Annotated in this window: 13 protein-coding genes and 2 pseudogenes; 10 read left to right on the forward strand and 5 right to left on the reverse strand. The window is 61.8% G+C overall.

Features of this window, described 5'->3' with window-relative positions; genetic code table 11:
* Positions 1–73: 73 nt before the first annotated feature.
* The gene (locus AAEZ05_RS25160) at positions 74–1,696 is read right to left on the reverse strand and encodes an acyl-CoA synthetase (RefSeq protein WP_045058589.1); all 1,623 of its coding nucleotides are present in this window, start codon (positions 1,694–1,696) and stop codon (positions 74–76) included.
* Positions 1,697–1,926: 230 nt separating this feature from the next.
* Here AAEZ05_RS25160 and AAEZ05_RS25165 point away from each other — a divergent pair, with 230 nt between their 5' ends.
* From AAEZ05_RS25165 to AAEZ05_RS25180, 4 genes are all read left to right on the forward strand, one after another.
* Positions 1,927–4,203 carry a PAS domain-containing sensor histidine kinase gene (locus AAEZ05_RS25165; protein WP_045058588.1) on the forward strand — a complete coding sequence of 759 codons (2,277 nt, stop codon included), beginning with the start codon at positions 1,927–1,929 and terminating at the stop codon, positions 4,201–4,203.
* 4 nt (positions 4,204–4,207) lie between these two features.
* A complete protein-coding gene (locus tag AAEZ05_RS25170) occupies positions 4,208–4,843 on the forward strand; it encodes a response regulator transcription factor (protein ID WP_350649371.1) in 636 nt (211 codons plus the stop codon).
* 68 nt (positions 4,844–4,911) lie between these two features.
* Positions 4,912–6,012: an AI-2E family transporter gene (locus tag AAEZ05_RS25175; protein WP_045058586.1), complete on the forward strand. Its 1,101-nt coding sequence runs from the start codon at positions 4,912–4,914 to the stop codon at positions 6,010–6,012.
* 83 nt (positions 6,013–6,095) lie between these two features.
* Entirely contained in the window at positions 6,096–6,809 is a 714-nt protein-coding gene (locus tag AAEZ05_RS25180) for a glycosyltransferase family 2 protein (protein WP_350649373.1), read from the forward strand.
* Between the two features lie 5 nt (positions 6,810–6,814).
* On the opposite strand, the gene AAEZ05_RS25185 is transcribed toward AAEZ05_RS25180, so the two are convergent.
* Positions 6,815–7,276, reverse strand: coding sequence for a hypothetical protein (locus tag AAEZ05_RS25185; RefSeq protein ID WP_045058584.1), 462 nt, complete (start codon positions 7,274–7,276; stop codon positions 6,815–6,817).
* A 335-nt stretch (positions 7,277–7,611) separates the two neighbouring features.
* Here AAEZ05_RS25185 and AAEZ05_RS25190 point away from each other — a divergent pair, with 335 nt between their 5' ends.
* Entirely contained in the window at positions 7,612–8,541 is a 930-nt protein-coding gene (locus AAEZ05_RS25190; protein ID WP_045058583.1) for a ZIP family metal transporter, read from the forward strand.
* Between the two features lie 291 nt (positions 8,542–8,832).
* Here the strand turns inward: AAEZ05_RS25190 and AAEZ05_RS25195 are convergent, their stop codons facing one another.
* Positions 8,833–9,147 (reverse strand): hypothetical protein, encoded by a 315-nt coding sequence (locus AAEZ05_RS25195; RefSeq protein WP_350649376.1) that lies wholly within the window; start codon positions 9,145–9,147, stop codon positions 8,833–8,835.
* A 280-nt stretch (positions 9,148–9,427) separates the two neighbouring features.
* On the opposite strand from AAEZ05_RS25195, the gene AAEZ05_RS25200 reads away from it, so the two are divergent.
* The 3 genes from AAEZ05_RS25200 (at position 9,428) to AAEZ05_RS25210 (ending at position 11,508) form a co-directional block, all read left to right on the forward strand.
* Positions 9,428–9,793 (forward strand): histone-like nucleoid-structuring protein, MvaT/MvaU family, encoded by a 366-nt coding sequence (locus AAEZ05_RS25200; RefSeq protein ID WP_045058578.1) that lies wholly within the window; start codon positions 9,428–9,430, stop codon positions 9,791–9,793.
* A gap of 241 nt (positions 9,794–10,034) precedes the next feature.
* On the forward strand, positions 10,035–10,742 hold the full coding sequence (locus tag AAEZ05_RS25205) for a TetR/AcrR family transcriptional regulator (protein ID WP_045058577.1): 708 nt from the start codon (positions 10,035–10,037) through the stop codon (positions 10,740–10,742).
* A complete protein-coding gene (locus AAEZ05_RS25210; protein ID WP_350597696.1) occupies positions 10,732–11,508 on the forward strand; it encodes a pyrroline-5-carboxylate reductase family protein in 777 nt (258 codons plus the stop codon). Before AAEZ05_RS25205 ends, AAEZ05_RS25210 begins: the two co-directional genes overlap by 11 nt.
* A gap of 33 nt (positions 11,509–11,541) precedes the next feature.
* On the opposite strand, the pseudogene AAEZ05_RS25215 reads toward AAEZ05_RS25210, so the two are convergent.
* A pseudogene (locus AAEZ05_RS25215) lies at positions 11,542–12,699 on the reverse strand (FAD-dependent oxidoreductase); the annotation flags it as partial.
* A 1-nt stretch (position 12,700) separates the two neighbouring features.
* Between AAEZ05_RS25215 and AAEZ05_RS25220 the strand changes: the two are divergent.
* Together AAEZ05_RS25220 and AAEZ05_RS25225 are read left to right on the forward strand one after the other, a co-directional pair.
* Positions 12,701–13,363 (forward strand): annotated as a pseudogene (locus AAEZ05_RS25220) (glycine betaine ABC transporter substrate-binding protein); the annotation flags it as partial.
* Between the two features lie 8 nt (positions 13,364–13,371).
* Positions 13,372–13,527, forward strand: coding sequence for a hypothetical protein (locus AAEZ05_RS25225; protein WP_205892375.1), 156 nt, complete (start codon positions 13,372–13,374; stop codon positions 13,525–13,527).
* A 59-nt stretch (positions 13,528–13,586) separates the two neighbouring features.
* Here AAEZ05_RS25225 and AAEZ05_RS25230 read toward each other — a convergent pair whose 3' ends face one another.
* Positions 13,587–14,051: a YMGG-like glycine zipper-containing protein gene (locus AAEZ05_RS25230; protein ID WP_045058672.1), complete on the reverse strand. Its 465-nt coding sequence runs from the start codon at positions 14,049–14,051 to the stop codon at positions 13,587–13,589.
* Between the last annotated feature and the right edge of the window lie 40 nt (positions 14,052–14,091).

The raw sequence follows: 14,091 nt of genomic DNA on the forward strand, positions 1-14,091 counted from the left end.
GCCAAATTCGGCTTGCACGAGCCCGAAGCGGCAGGAAATCGACCTGCCGCCTGAGGGGTAGTGCTGGTTCGGGTTAGAGTGCCTTGGCCCTGTCGCGCAGGACGTACTTCTGGACCTTCCCGGTCGAGGTCTTGGGCAGCAGGGTGAAGATCACCGTGCGCGGGACTTTGAAACCGGCGAGGTGTTCGCGGCAGAAACTGATGATGTCGGCCTCGCGCACATCCTGGTAATCGGCCTTGAGCGTGATGAAGGCGCAGGGGGTCTCACCCCATTTCTCATCAGGACGTGCAACGACTGCGGCTTCCATCACACCCGGATGGCGATACAGCACGCCTTCCAGTTCGATGGTGGAAATGTTCTCGCCACCGGAAATAATAATGTCCTTGAGCCTGTCCTTGATCTCGACGTAGCCGTCGGGATGACACACCGCCAGGTCGCCGGTGTGAAACCATCCACCTTCAAATGCCTCGGCGGTGGCCGTCGGGTTTTTCAGGTAACCCTTCATCACGGTGTTGCCGCGCATGAACACCTCGCCGATGGTCTGGCCGTCGCGCGGCGTCGGTTCGAGCGTTTTCGAGTCGCCGACCATGACCCCTTCAAGCGTCGGATAGCGCACGCCTTGGCGGGACTTGATCTGCGCCCGTTCTTCCAGAGGCAGCTCATCCCATTCGGCGTGCCAGGCGCAGAGTGTTACCGGGCCGTAGGTTTCGGTCAGGCCGTAGACGTGAGTGACCTTGATGCCCATCTGTTCAACGGCACCGATGACCTTGGCCGGCGGTGCCGCGCCGGCGACCATCGCGTAGACCGGATGATCAATCGCGGCCTTGGCCGACTCTGGCATGTTCACCAGTGCGTTGAGCACGATCGGCGCACCGCACAGGTGAGTGACCTGATGTTCGCGGATCAGCGTAAGGATTCGTTGCGGGTCGACCCGACGCAGGAACACGTGCACCCCGGCCAGGGCGGTGATGGTCCAGGGGTAACACCAGCCGTTGCAATGGAACATCGGCAGGGTCCATAGGTACACCGGGTGATTGCCCATCGCCCAGGTCATCTGGTTGCCCAAGGCGTTGAGATAGGCGCCGCGATGGTGGTAGACCACCCCCTTGGGGTTGCCGGTGGTGCCGGAGGTGTAGTTCAGCGAGATGGCTTGCCACTCATTGACCGGCCATTTCCAGTCGAACGCCGGATCGCCTTCGGCCAGCAGCGCCTCGTAGTCCAGCTCGCTGACGGCCTGGCCCTCGCCGTATTCCGGGTCGTTGACGTCGATGACCAGCGGCGGATGGTCGAGCATGCCGATGGCGGCGTGGATCACGTCATGGAATTCCCGATCGGTGATCAGCACTTTCGCTTCACCATGCTGGAGCATGAACGCGATGGCTTCGGCGTCCAGGCGCACGTTGAGGGGGTTGAGCACCGCACCGATCATCGGCACCCCGAAGTGCACTTCAAGCATCTCGGGGATGTTTGGCAGCATCACCGCCACCGTGTCGTCCTTGCCGATGCCGCGCCCGGCCAATGCCGACGCCAGGCGCCGGCAGCGGGTGTAGGTCTGCGCCCAGGTGCGGCGGATCGACCCGTGGATCACGGCGGGGTAGTGGGGATAGACGTTGGCAGTACGCTCGAGGAAGCTGAGCGGAGACAAAGCGATGTGATTGACCGCCGAAGGGCCTAGCCCTTGTTCATAGATCGACATGTTCGGATACTCGGTGGCTGATTGTTAGCTCTACAGATGGCTCGTCGGCGTCGCCGCCGCGTGCATCTTTTATGTCTGGTTTGCTTTATATAACATTCAGCCATCGATATGGAAGTACAACCTATAGCGTATAGTATATGTACTATATTATATTCATCCTGCTCTAAATGAATGCCGCCGAGCCGCCAGTGCCGGTATATCCTTGGACGCCACCCCGATGCGGACCCGCGATGACCCCGACTCCTGTTCGACTGCACAGCTGGTTGCGCCTGCAACGCGAGGGCGTGCCGATGGCCGCCCGCGCCGACGCCTTGTGTCGGGCCTTGCAAGACTGTCCCGAAGTGCGGCGTGCGGTGTACCTGAGCTGGCAACCGCTGGCCGGCATTTACAGCCATGAGGGCGGCGCCCAGCATTTCCCGCCGGGGCAGGGCGATCCGGTGCTGGCCAGTGACCGGCTGCTGTTCGAGACCTTGACGGCTGCCGGGCGCCTGGACCTGGCGCAAGTGCGCCGGCTCGATTGCTGGTTGGCCGGTCGCCTGCGCCGCGCTGCCATCAGCCACGGGCAGGTGTTCGACCTGGCATTACAGCCGGGGCAGGCCGGGTTGCTGCTGGTGGAAGTCTGCGAAGGGGTGAGTTTTGACTGGCTGGGTTGGGTTCGCGACTTGCTGACGACCCTGCTCAGTAGCGTCAACGGCATGTTGCGTGGCTCGCCGCTATTGGGGCACGACCCACAACCGGGCCTGCTGCTCGATGCCCAGGGCCGTCCGCAGGAATTTAATGCGGCGCTGCTGGCCCTGCTGGCGGAAAAACCCCTGACCGACGTGCTGGGTTTTCTGCCGGTCAATCATCGGGTGCTGGTGCGCGCCTGTCTCGACCAGCAGCGCGCCATCGAGGGCGTCGAAGCCCAGTTCGAGGACCAGGTGCTGATCTGGACCTTTATTCCAGACCCTCAGGACAACCGCGTGCTCGCCCGTTGTCGCGACGCCACCGTGCAGGTGCTGGCTGAGCGAGAGGCCGCCACGGCGCGCCGCCTGTACCGGCTGATCATCGAAAACACCACCGACCTGATTTCCCGGCACTCCCCTGACGGACGCTTTCTGGATGCCTCGCCCGCGTCCTGGACTCTGCTTGGCTACTGGCCCGAAGAACTGCGCGGGCAAATGGCCCAGGGCCTGTTCCACGGCCAGGACCTGGCGAGCCTGGTGCAAAGGGCGCGTGACGCGCTGGAGCAGGACGGTTATCACACCATGACCTATCGCATTCGTCATCGGGACGGCCACTACCTGTGGTTCGAAACCGCGAGCCGGGCCATCCGCGAGACCTACACCGGCACCGTCGTCGAAGTGGTCAGCGTCTCCCGTGACATCACCGCCCGGGTCCAGGCCGAAGAAAACAATCGCCGCCTGGCCGAAGTGGTCGAAGCCAATACTGACCCGGTGCTGTTCATCGACCCCGACGGGCACGTTACCTACCTCAATCCCGCTGCGCGTCGCATCCTGGGCATCAACCCGCCACAACCGATGCCGTCCATGGAGGACCTGTTTGCCAGCGCCGACCTGCTGCGCGTGCAACGCCAGGGCTGGGCCGCAGCCGAGCGTGATGGGGTGTGGAGCACCGATGCCCGGCTGCTGCCGCCGGCTGGGGGCGCAGGTGTTCCGGTATCCCTGGTGTTGCTGGCCCACCGCGCGGCGGGGGGGGAGCGTTATTACTCGCTGGTGGCGCGGGACATGACCGAACGCGAACTGCGCGAGACCCAGCAGCGCCGCCACCAGGACGAACTGGCGCACACGGCGCGGCTGGTCACCCTGGGTGAACTGGCCTCAGGCATCGCCCATGAAATCAACCAGCCACTGGCCGCGGTGGTCAACTATGCCAACGCCAGCCAACGTTACCTGCAGTCCCTGGGCTCCAATCCCCAGGCTGCCGAACGCGTCGCCCAGGGGCTGGAGCGCATCACCCACCACGCCACCCATGCCTCCGAGGTGATCCGTCGCCTGCGGGCCTTCCTGCGCAAGGGCCAGCGCCGCATGCAAGCCCTGGACATCGCCGATGTCGCCCGCGAGGCGATGCGCTTGTGCGCCTGGGAAGCGAGCAATTGCCAAGTGACAATCGAGGATCGGCTGCCGGATAATCTGCCGCCAATTTATGCCGACCGCGTATTGCTCGAACAGGTCCTGCTCAACATTCTGCGCAATGCCATCGATGCCAATCGCGAACAACATCCCGGCCAGCCTTCGCTGATCGTCATGGCCGCGGGACTGTGCGGCAGTGCGACCGTGGAATTCAGTGTGCAGGACCAGGGCCCGGGGGTGAGCGAGGCACAACTTGAGCAGATATTCACGCCGTTCTACACCAGCAAGGCCGATGGCCTGGGTCTGGGCCTGTCCATGAGCCGCAGCATCATCGAAGGCTTCGGTGGGGCGCTGCAGGCCAGGCGCCAACCCCGCGGGCTGCTGATGATGTGCCGCTTGCCGCTTGCCGGCCCGACCAAACAACAACAGGAATAACGCAATGGCAGCTGTGATGGAGCACGTGGTGTACGTGGTCGACGATGACCAGGGGATGCTCGATTCCACGGTGTGGCTACTCGAATCCGTTGGCCTCAAGGCCCTGGCATTTACCAGCGGGGTTGCCTTTCTTGACGCCTGCGATGCCAGCCTCGACGCCTGCGTGCTGCTTGACGTGCGCATGCCGGGGATGGGCGGCCTGAACGTACAGGAAGAAATGCGCACCCGTGGCCTGAGCCTGCCCGTAATCTTTGTCAGCGGCCACGCCGATGTGCCGATCGTGGTGCGCGCCTTCAAGGCTGGTGCGCACGATTTCATCGAGAAACCCTACAACGAGCAGTTATTGCTGGACAGCGTGCAACAAGCGCTCAGCAACAGCGCCGTTAATCGTTCTGGCGTCCAGGGCCATGAAGCCCTCAAGGCGCGACTGCTCACGCTCACCCCACGCGAGCGCGACGTGCTGGTGCCGCTGGTGCAAGGCTATACCACCCGGGAAATAGCCGAGCAGCTGGGGGTCAGCGCCAAGACCGTCGACCTCTACCGATCCCGCGTGATGAAACGCATGCAAGCCACCACCTTGCCTGACCTGGTCGGCATGGCCATCGCGGCCGGGTTGGTCGATCCGCTGAAACTACGCTGACCTCTCACACCGCCCACTGTGGGTCTATGCTGAGCGAACCACTTTCGCCACCTGCATGGAGCCCGTCAATGGTGCCCACCCCGATAAACGAGAAGGCGCTGACCCGCACCCTGCTCGACGTGCTGATTCGAGCAGGGCTGATTACCGTCCTGGTGCTGTTCTGCTTCGAGATCTTCAGGCCGTTCCGCGACCTGATGCTGTGGTCGCTGATCCTGGCGATCACTCTCTACCCGCTGCAGACGCGGTTGATGAGGCGAGGCGGACACAAGCCGGGGCACGTCGCGACCCTGCTCGTGCTGGCCGCGATCGTGATCCTTATGGTGCCGATCTACCTGTTGGGCACCTCCATTGCCGACTCAGTCGAGCGAGCGATGGTGCTGGTCAAGGGCGGCGCCTTCCATGTGCCGCCGCCGAATGCCGCGGTGGCCGACTGGCCGCTGGTCGGCAAGCCGCTGACGGAACTCTGGCTGCAGGCCTCCACCAACCTGCCTGACCTGACCGCCAAATACCTGCCGCAGATCAAGCATTTCAGCCTCGGTTTATTGAGCAAGCTGGCCGGGGTCGGCATGGGTTTCCTGATGTTCATTTTCGCCCTGATCATCGCCGGAGTTTTCATGGCCTACGGCGAAGGCGGCAGCCGCAGCGCGGTGCAGATCGCCGCGCGGGTTAGCGGCCCTGCCAAGGGCCCGAAAATCGCCGAGCTGTGCACGGCGACGATTCGTGCAGTGGCCCTCGGCGTGGTGGGCATCGCTTTTATCCAGATGCTGCTGGTGGGGTTGGGTTTTGTCTTCAAGGGCGTGCCCGGTGCCGGCCTGCTGGCGCTGGCGGTATTGCTGCTGGGCATCATGCAGCTGCCGGTGACCCTGATCACGCTGCCGGTGATTGCCTTTGTGCTCACCACCGAGGGCGCGAGCACCGGGACGATCGTCTTTTCCATCTACGTGTTCGTCGCCGGATTGGTAGACAACGTGCTCAAGCCTTTGCTGCTGGGGCGCGGCGTCGATGTACCGATGCCGGTGATCCTGATCGGCGCCCTGGGCGGCATGGTGTCCAACGGGATCATCGGGTTGTTCGTTGGGCCGGTAGTGCTGGCAGTGGGGTATCAACTGTTCTGGCAGTGGGTGCAGGACCGACCGGAACCAGAGCCGCAACAGGGGCCGCTGCCCTGAGGCCGTACATTCTTTAAACCTTCTGATGACGCGAAGTGTCGATAACTGCAGAGCCCACACTTCGCCCATCCGAGGGGACGCCAATGATCGGTGTTGTCATACCCGCCCACAACGAAGAACAACACATCAGCGCTTGCCTGGCGTCCATCCTTGTGGCGGCACGCCACCCGCAGTTGCAGGGGCGCGAAGTCAGCATCCTGGTGGTGCTGGACGACTGTTCGGATGCCACCGGCACGCGGGTGCGCGCCATGGACGTGCCGACACTCGATGTCTGTTTCAGGAACGTCGGCAAGGCGCGGGCTACAGGGGCCGAGGTACTGCTGGAGGCGGGTGTGCAATGGCTGGCGTTCACGGATGCCGATACGGTTGTACCGGCCGACTGGATCGCCCGCCAACTCGACTGCATGGCTGACGCCGTGTGCGGCACGGTTGAAGTGGACAATTGGGATGAGCACGGGGAGGGCGTTCGCAGCCGCTACCTGGAGCGCTATCAGTTCATCGAGAATCACCGGCATATCCACGGCGCGAACCTGGGGCTGAGCGCTGCGGCTTATAAAAACGCCGGCGGCTTTCAACACCTGGCTGCCCATGAAGACGTACACCTGGTGGCCGACCTTGAGCGCATCCGTGCGCGTATCGTCTGGACCGCGTCCAACCCGGTGGTGACCAGCGCACGCAAGGATTACAAATGCACCGGCGGTTTTGGCGAGTACCTGACATCGCTAGGCCAAGCCCTGGGTGCGGCGGCCTGCAACCACCCGCCAGCATCGATGCGCTGCCCTGAAATGGATGCGTAAACGCCTCAGTGACACGCGTCGCTGACGGCTTTCGCGGCGCGGCGCAACTCCTGTTTGACGTCCACCGGGATTCGCTGGCGCACCAGCCGCTGCTCAAGGAACGCCTGGTCACCCCCTGTCCCCACTTGCGCGTCGATGGCTGCCCCCTTGGCCTCCAGGGCTGCCGCGTGCGCGTCGATCACGGCATCGACCTCGGCATCATTACGGGCTGCATCCAGTCGCTCGATCAGTGCCGCCACTTCATCGGCTTCAGCCTTGGCATAAGCCTCGACGGTCATGCCGGAGGCGAGCGCCCGCGCGCGGATCTCAAGGTTCTTCATGGTCTGCTTGGCGTCTTCGCACAGTGCCGCTTGCTTGCGGCTGTCGGCGACTTGCCAATGAATCAATTGAAAGGTCAGGACGCCGACCATGGCAAGCGCCAGGCCACTGAGCAGCAACGCGATCTTGAAGTTGTGGTGTGCCGTCATGGCTCGTCCATGGTGGGGTCTTTAGCGGGCGCTGCAAATAGATTAGAGGGGCGATTGAAAGTTTGCATTGAGTTAAGCAACTACCGACGACTGACAGCCATCGAGTGGATATTTGCCGCCGGTCGCCAGCCATCAATCTTTATCAAATTATCCCACGTGCAATTGCTTCAGATATCTGTGGGCGGCGCATTCGGTGAGTCACCGGATGAGTCAACTCAGCTCGCCACAGCTGGTGCCCTTTCTTTCGAGCAGGAAGCGCTGCGCAGCTCAAAACAGTTGCTACCGGTCGCCTCCCGGGCGCCCAATAAGCGGGCCAACCATCGATAGGAGTTTTTATGTCCGATCCCGTCTCATCGAGCAGCGGCGCTTCGCGCTCCTGGCTTGAATTGGCCCGTGGCAGCAGTTGGTCGGGGTTGCTGTTTTGGTTGACGTTAATCGTCGTGACCTGCCTGCTGCTGTTCAGTGGCTACAGTGCATTGACCGAAGCCGACTCGGACGTTCTGCATTACGCCATGCTGGGCGGCACCGCCGGATTTGCCGCTACGGCACTGGGCGCATTAATGGCACTGGTACTGCGGGACGTCGCGGTCCGTACCCAGGACATCATGCTCGGCTTTGCTGCGGGAATGATGTTGGCGGCCAGCTCCTTTTCGCTGATCCTTCCAGGCATCGCCGCCGCCGACGCCATCACCGGCAGCAAACTGGTGTCTGCCGCGGTAGTGGTGCTGGGCATGGGGCTGGGCGTGGCCTTGATGGTCGGCCTTGATCGTTTTGTGCCCCACGAGCACCAGAAAAGCGGTCGGCGCGGCCCCGAGGTAGAACGCCTCAACCGGGTCTGGCTGTTTGTCCTGGCCATCACCCTGCACAACTTGCCCGAGGGCATGGCCATCGGCGTCAGTTTCGCGGACGGCGACATGAAGGTGGGTTTGCCCCTGACCACGGCCATCGCCATCCAGGATATTCCCGAAGGGCTTGCCATTGCGCTGGCGCTGCGGGTCACAGGCATCTCGGCTTTGAAGTCGGCCCTGGTGGCGATAGGTTCCGGGCTCATGGAACCGTTGGGCGCGATCATCGGCCTGGGCGTTTCATCGGCATTTGCCCTCGGCTATCCCGTAGCCTTGGGTCTGGCGGCCGGGGCGATGATCTTCGTGGTGTCCCACGAAGTGATTCCCGAAACCCACCGCAACGGCCATGAAACGCCAGCTACGCTTGGGTTGATGATGGGCTTTGGGGTGATGATGTTTCTTGATACCGCGTTGGGGTAAGTTCTTCCATCGAGCCTGGCTTTACGCAAGTGCACTTGAAAGACGGTCCCTCCTGGGCTGAGGCGTGAATGGCGACGACTAACACTGTCAAACCGGCGCTGGCCAGCAGCATGCGGTGGCTGAAGATCATGGACGGCTATTCCTGGGTAAAGGTTGTGATGATTATTTCAAACTCACCCAGCATTGGTCATGCACGTGTGGCTTGAAGTGCCTGGATCCTCAGGTACTGCTTTTGCGGCTTCAAACACAAAGCCTGCATCGACGATATGAGCCGGAGTTTAACAGCGGTATCTAGAAACTGCCTGCCAAGTACCACTGGGCATAGGGTGTGTTGGCAACTTTAAAGCGGTTGTAGTCGGGGCTGCCATCATCCCACCACACCGGGCCACGCTCCCCAAGTGCAACTTTGGCCGAGTTGACACCCGCCCGGGCGGACTGCAACTGTTCGAGATCGCCGCGGGCCTTGGCAGCCTTGACCTGGCGTCGCGCGTTCATCAACTGATTGACCAGAAGTTGGCGCTTGTCAGCGGCCAGCGACGGGTCTGAACATCGCCACAGCTGACCTTTGACGACAAAGTAGCGGCCGTCCGGGGTGGTGGGGTTCATGGGTCCAGCTCCCTGTCGCTTGATGTCGGCGCGCGATCCGCAACATTCCCCACAACATGGCGATAGCTATCGCCATCCAGGAGGCGATCATGCTGAAGATTGTCATTGCAAGGCTCATAAATTCCTCCGCTGCTTTGTCGTCTTCGTGCTCTCCCGATAGATGACCACGGAGTGTCCGGGGGATTCAAATTTTCGTTGAATGACAACTAAGTCATCTGTAACTAATTCAAACTCTATTTTTTGGTGTAATGTTAGGGAACTCATCACGTAGAGATCTCCCATGTCCAAACTCGCAGAATTTCGCCAACTGGAAAAACACCTGGCAGAACAACTCCAGGCGCTGGAAGCATTGAAAGGTGATGCTGGCCTCAAGCAGGAAATTGAATTCGAAACCAAACTGCGCGCGCTCCTTGCAAAGTATGGTTACAGCTTGAAAGACATCGTTAACCTGCTCGACCCGCAAGCCGGTCGCCGTGCACCTGCTGCCGAAGCCAAAACCGGCACGCGCAAGCCGCGTCAGGTCAAAGTCTACAAAAACCCGGAATCGGGTGAAGTTGTGGAAACCAAAGGTGGCAACCACAAGACCCTGAAAGAATGGAAAGCCAAGTACGGCTCCGAAAAAGTCGAGTCGTGGCTGGCCAAGTAATTCCGGTGCGCGCCTGATTTGCGTGCAACCGCTTAAGTTGCAGCACACACCCACATTAGCCCGCGAAAGCGGGCTTTTGTTTTTAGCCGCCTGACCCACGTTTGGCGGTTTTGTCTCGTTCTGATAACTTCAAGGACTGCGTGCAGAGCGTCTTTAAAATGTACGCTTATGTACATCGCGTGTACGCCATGGATCTGCGGGTGTACAGTGATCAGGAATTTTCAGTAAAAGGTGCACCCCAGTGTCCCAGGCAGGACGAGCGAAGACCAAGGCGCAGGATGCGGGCTGGCGGGGCTCGGTTGATGTCTGGCTGGATGCTGCCTATGACGCGCTGAAGGAGTCGGGGGTGGACGCCGTGCGGGTGATGCCGCTGGCCAAGCGCCTGAATTTGTCCCGCACCAGCTTCTATTGGTTCTACGAGGACCGCGAACAACTGCTAGCGGCGCTGCTCGCCCGTTGGCGGGACAAGAACACCGGCGGCATGCTCAGCCAGTGCGAAAGTTACGCAGAGAGTATTTCCGAGGCGATTCTCAACGTTTTCAAGTGCTGGCTGAACCCGGAGCTGTTCGATTCACAATTCGAGTTCGCGGTGCGCAGCTGGGCGCTGCAGTCGGATGAAGTGTCTGGAGAAATCGCCTTGGCCGATGAGGCGCGCATCGGCGCACTGGCGGCGATGTTCCGCCGATTTGGCTACGACAACGAAGGGGCCGATGTACGCGCCAGGACGATCTACCTCACGCAGATCGGCTACATCTCGATGAAGACTACCGAAGATATCGTGGTGCGCTTCAGACGCATTCCACAGTACGTCAGCGTGTTTACCGGCAAGGCGCCCAAGCGGCGTGAGCTTGACCGTTTCTACGGGACCTTTGGCTACGCGCAAACAGAACCCGGCGTGTTCGTGCCCCTGGCTGAAACCTTCGAGGGAACCCCGATCGATGACGAGTAAGACCGTGGGAATCATCGGCGGTACCGGCTGGCTGGGGCGAGCCCTGGCCGAGGCTCTGCTCGACAGTCAGTTCATCGCGCCGCAGCATCTGTTGATCTCCAATCGCTCGGGCGTGACTGCGTTTGAACCAGGCGTACGGCTGCTCGCTGACAATCAGCACCTGGTGGATGAGAGCGATATCGTCGTGCTGTCGATTCGCCCGGAGCAGTTTCGGGAACTGCGCATCAACGCTCGGGGCAAGCAGGTGATCTCGCTGATGGCGGGCGTGTCGGCGCAAGCCATCAGTCTGGCGACCGGGGCGCAAGTCGTGGTGCGGGCGATGCCCAATGCGGCGGTGGAAATTCGGCAGTCGTTCACGCCCTGGTGCAGCAACGTCAGCCTGGATGAACAGGAAGCCTTGTGGATTCAAGGTCTTTTCGAATGCGTAGGCAGCGCAGACGCAGTGCCTGATGAAGCCTGTGTCGATTATCTCAGTGCGTTGTCGGGAACCGGCCCGGCACTCCCGGCCATGCTGCAACTGGCGCTGACACGGCAAGCAGTGGCTGCAGGCATTCCTCCGGATATCGCGCAACGAGCTGCTCAAGGCGTTGTCGTGGGTGGCGGGCAAATGTTGGTCCGGCACGATCCGCAACAGCTGATCGATTCGTTGCTGGCGTACCGGGGCGTGACAGCGGCAGCCCTGCAGTCGATGGTCGATGATGAGTTCGAGTCGCTGGTGGGGCGGGCGGTGGAAGCCGGCGCGCAGGTCGCACGCCGGGGCATGTAGAAGCGGCAAAAGCCTGCGCGCAGGTCTCCGTTTTCAGATGTCCTTCACCAGCCGCAGTGCGTCATAGATGGCCGCATGGGTATTGCGTGCCGAGACTGCGTCGCCAATGCGGAACAACTGGAAGCGCCCCTCGGGGTGGGTGACGAGGTGCTGCGCATTACCGGCGATCAGGTCATGCTGCTCGACTGCTCCGCCATTGCTGGAGAGCGGGCGCAGCTCGAAGTACAGGTCATCCAGGGGCAGGGTGCCGTGGTTGATTACTACCTGATCGACGACTCGCTGCTTGTGGACCTGTCCGTAATCACTGCCAAAAATCGCAACCAGCGTCCCATCGCGCTTGTGCACCTTCTCAACCCGGTAGGTCACGGTAAAGGTGACGTCCAGATCCTGCAGGCTGCGCATGTAGGGCACCAGGTTCATGGCCATGACTTCGGGGGCAAATGAGCGGTCGGGCGTGACGATTTCAAGGGTCGCGCCGCTCCTGGCGATGACTTCGGCGGCTTGCAGTGCGGCGTGATCCCCCGCGTCGTCGAAAATCAGCACATTGCGCCCGGGCTTGACGTCACCGGAGATGATGTCCCAGGTCGAGACCACCAGTTCGTTGCCCTCGCGCAGGACTTCGGTATGCGGCAGGCCTCCGGTCGCGACGATGACCACGTCTGGTTCGAAGGCTTGCACGGTGTCGGCCTCGGCCCAGGTGTTGAAATGAAACTTGACCCCCAGGCGTTCGCACTGCGCCATGCGCCAGTCGATGATGCTGATCATTTCGCGCCGGCGCTCGCTCAGGGCCGTCAGGCGTATCTGCCCGCCAGGCTGGTCCGCCGCTTCCAGCACGGTCACGTCATGGCCTCGTTCCCCTGCTACTCGCGCCGCCTCCAGTCCCGCCGGGCCGCTACCCACCACGACCACCCGGCGCTTGACCGCTGCCTTGGGAATGTCGTGGGGCATGGTGGTCTCGCGACCGGTCGCCGCGTTGTGGATGCAATAGGCGGCGCCGCCCTGGTAGATGCGGTCCAGGCAGTAGTTGGCGCCCACGCACGGGCGGATGTCTTCTTCGCGCTTCTCGATGATCTTGCGCACGATGTGCGGGTCGGTCATGTGCGCCCGGGTCATGCCCACCATGTCCACCTTGCCCGAGGCAATCGCATAGCGCGCCGTGGCCACATCGGGAATTTTCGCCGCATGGAAAGTGATCGACCTGATCCCGATGGTCTGGCTGCCGAGCACGCACAAGGCGTTCTATGACAAGTACAAAGACCGGCTCGAAGACCTTGGGGTGCTGTATGAGGGGCGTATCGGCATGGCGGTGCCGAGTTCGGTGCCGTTGAGCGAGGTGGCCAGCGTCGAAGACCTGAACAAGCCTGAGGTCCGGGCCAGGCTGGAAGGCAAGATCCTCACCTCGGAAGTGGGTAACGGCCAGTACAAGCTGACGGTCAAGGCCATCGATGAGTACAAACTTGAGGGCTACAAGCTGGTGGCGTCCTCTGAGACCGGGATGCTCAATGAGCTGGATCGCAATCTGAAGCGCGATAAATGGTCGCTGGTCAATGCCTGGAGCCCGCACTGGATGTTCTCCAAGTGGCCGTTGCGCTACCTGGATGATCCGAAGCAGATCTTTGGCGGCGCCGAGCAAATCCACGCTGTGGCGCGCAAGGGCTTTAGCGAGCAGTACCCCGAAGTGGCGTATTTCTTCGCCCACTATTCGGTGCCCAAGGCGGACCTGGAGGCGCTGATGATGGAGGCTCGGCAGAGTTCGTCCGACAAGGTGGTAGCGGCATATTACGCGGCCAACAAACCGCGTTTCGACGCCATGTTCCAGCAGGGCGCAGAGGCCGTCAGCAGCCGTCAGCCCTGAAGGCTGCGGTGACCAGAGGCAGCCATGGAGTGGCGCCATTCGGTCGCCCACGGGTGCCGGTCCCGCAGGGTTGCCGCAAAGCCGAAACCAGCCCGCCGCCGGTGTACCCGGAGTCGCACCTGTCGTTCCTGGCCAACGTCTACAACCACCGCATTGATCCATAGGCGACGCGGCCGGGGTTGCGGCTGCGTTCGCCTTGGCCAAGGTGTGTCCGCGAGAATCCTTATGGCGTTACCTGATAACCACGCTGCTGCATGCAACTGCTGTAGGCGGATGACACCGCCGTCGTATTCTGCTCTGCGCTGCGGCGGTCCTGGCGACGATCCTGGCGCTGGCGGGACCCGCCCACCACTGCGCCAGCCACCGCTGCATCCTTGGCCTGGTTCTGGCGGTATTGCTGTTTGACGTCGTCGTCCACCCGATCATAGAACTCATCGTGCTGACGACCCCGCGCGCCGGCAACCGCAGCTCCGGCAACGGCGCCAGTCGCGGCTCCGCGTACACGCCCACCTGATTGCGGCGTCGTGCTCGAGCTCGTTGTGCTGCCAGCCTGGGACTGGCAGGCGCTGACGTCCTGCTGGATGATTGCCTGCGTCTGTCCTTTGAGAGGGGTGATGGTCTCGGCTGCTGCGCTTGACGAGACCGCGCAAAGGATCAGGGTAATGCAAGGGGCGAAGACGATTTTCATGGTGAACCCCACTGCGGCGAGTGTGCGTTGGAGTTACGAC

It is taken from the genome of Pseudomonas sp. HY13-MNA-CIBAN-0226, from assembly GCF_040310305.1.
GTDB classification, from domain to species: Bacteria; Pseudomonadota; Gammaproteobacteria; order Pseudomonadales; family Pseudomonadaceae; genus Aquipseudomonas; species Aquipseudomonas gregormendelii.

Coding starts and splice junctions, on each gene's coding strand:
- AAEZ05_RS25160 (WP_045058589.1), bottom strand. CDS start 1,696: ATGTCGATCTATGAACAAGGGCTAGGCCCTTCGGCGGTCAATCACATC.
- AAEZ05_RS25165 (WP_045058588.1), top strand. CDS start 1,927: ATGACCCCGACTCCTGTTCGACTGCACAGCTGGTTGCGCCTGCAACGC.
- AAEZ05_RS25170 (WP_350649371.1), top strand. CDS start 4,208: ATGGCAGCTGTGATGGAGCACGTGGTGTACGTGGTCGACGATGACCAG.
- AAEZ05_RS25175 (WP_045058586.1), top strand. CDS start 4,912: ATGGTGCCCACCCCGATAAACGAGAAGGCGCTGACCCGCACCCTGCTC.
- AAEZ05_RS25180 (WP_350649373.1), top strand. CDS start 6,096: ATGATCGGTGTTGTCATACCCGCCCACAACGAAGAACAACACATCAGC.
- AAEZ05_RS25185 (WP_045058584.1), bottom strand. CDS start 7,276: ATGACGGCACACCACAACTTCAAGATCGCGTTGCTGCTCAGTGGCCTG.
- AAEZ05_RS25190 (WP_045058583.1), top strand. CDS start 7,612: ATGTCCGATCCCGTCTCATCGAGCAGCGGCGCTTCGCGCTCCTGGCTT.
- AAEZ05_RS25195 (WP_350649376.1), bottom strand. CDS start 9,147: ATGAACCCCACCACCCCGGACGGCCGCTACTTTGTCGTCAAAGGTCAG.
- AAEZ05_RS25200 (WP_045058578.1), top strand. CDS start 9,428: ATGTCCAAACTCGCAGAATTTCGCCAACTGGAAAAACACCTGGCAGAA.
- AAEZ05_RS25210 (WP_350597696.1), top strand. CDS start 10,732: ATGACGAGTAAGACCGTGGGAATCATCGGCGGTACCGGCTGGCTGGGG.
- AAEZ05_RS25230 (WP_045058672.1), bottom strand. CDS start 14,051: ATGAAAATCGTCTTCGCCCCTTGCATTACCCTGATCCTTTGCGCGGTC.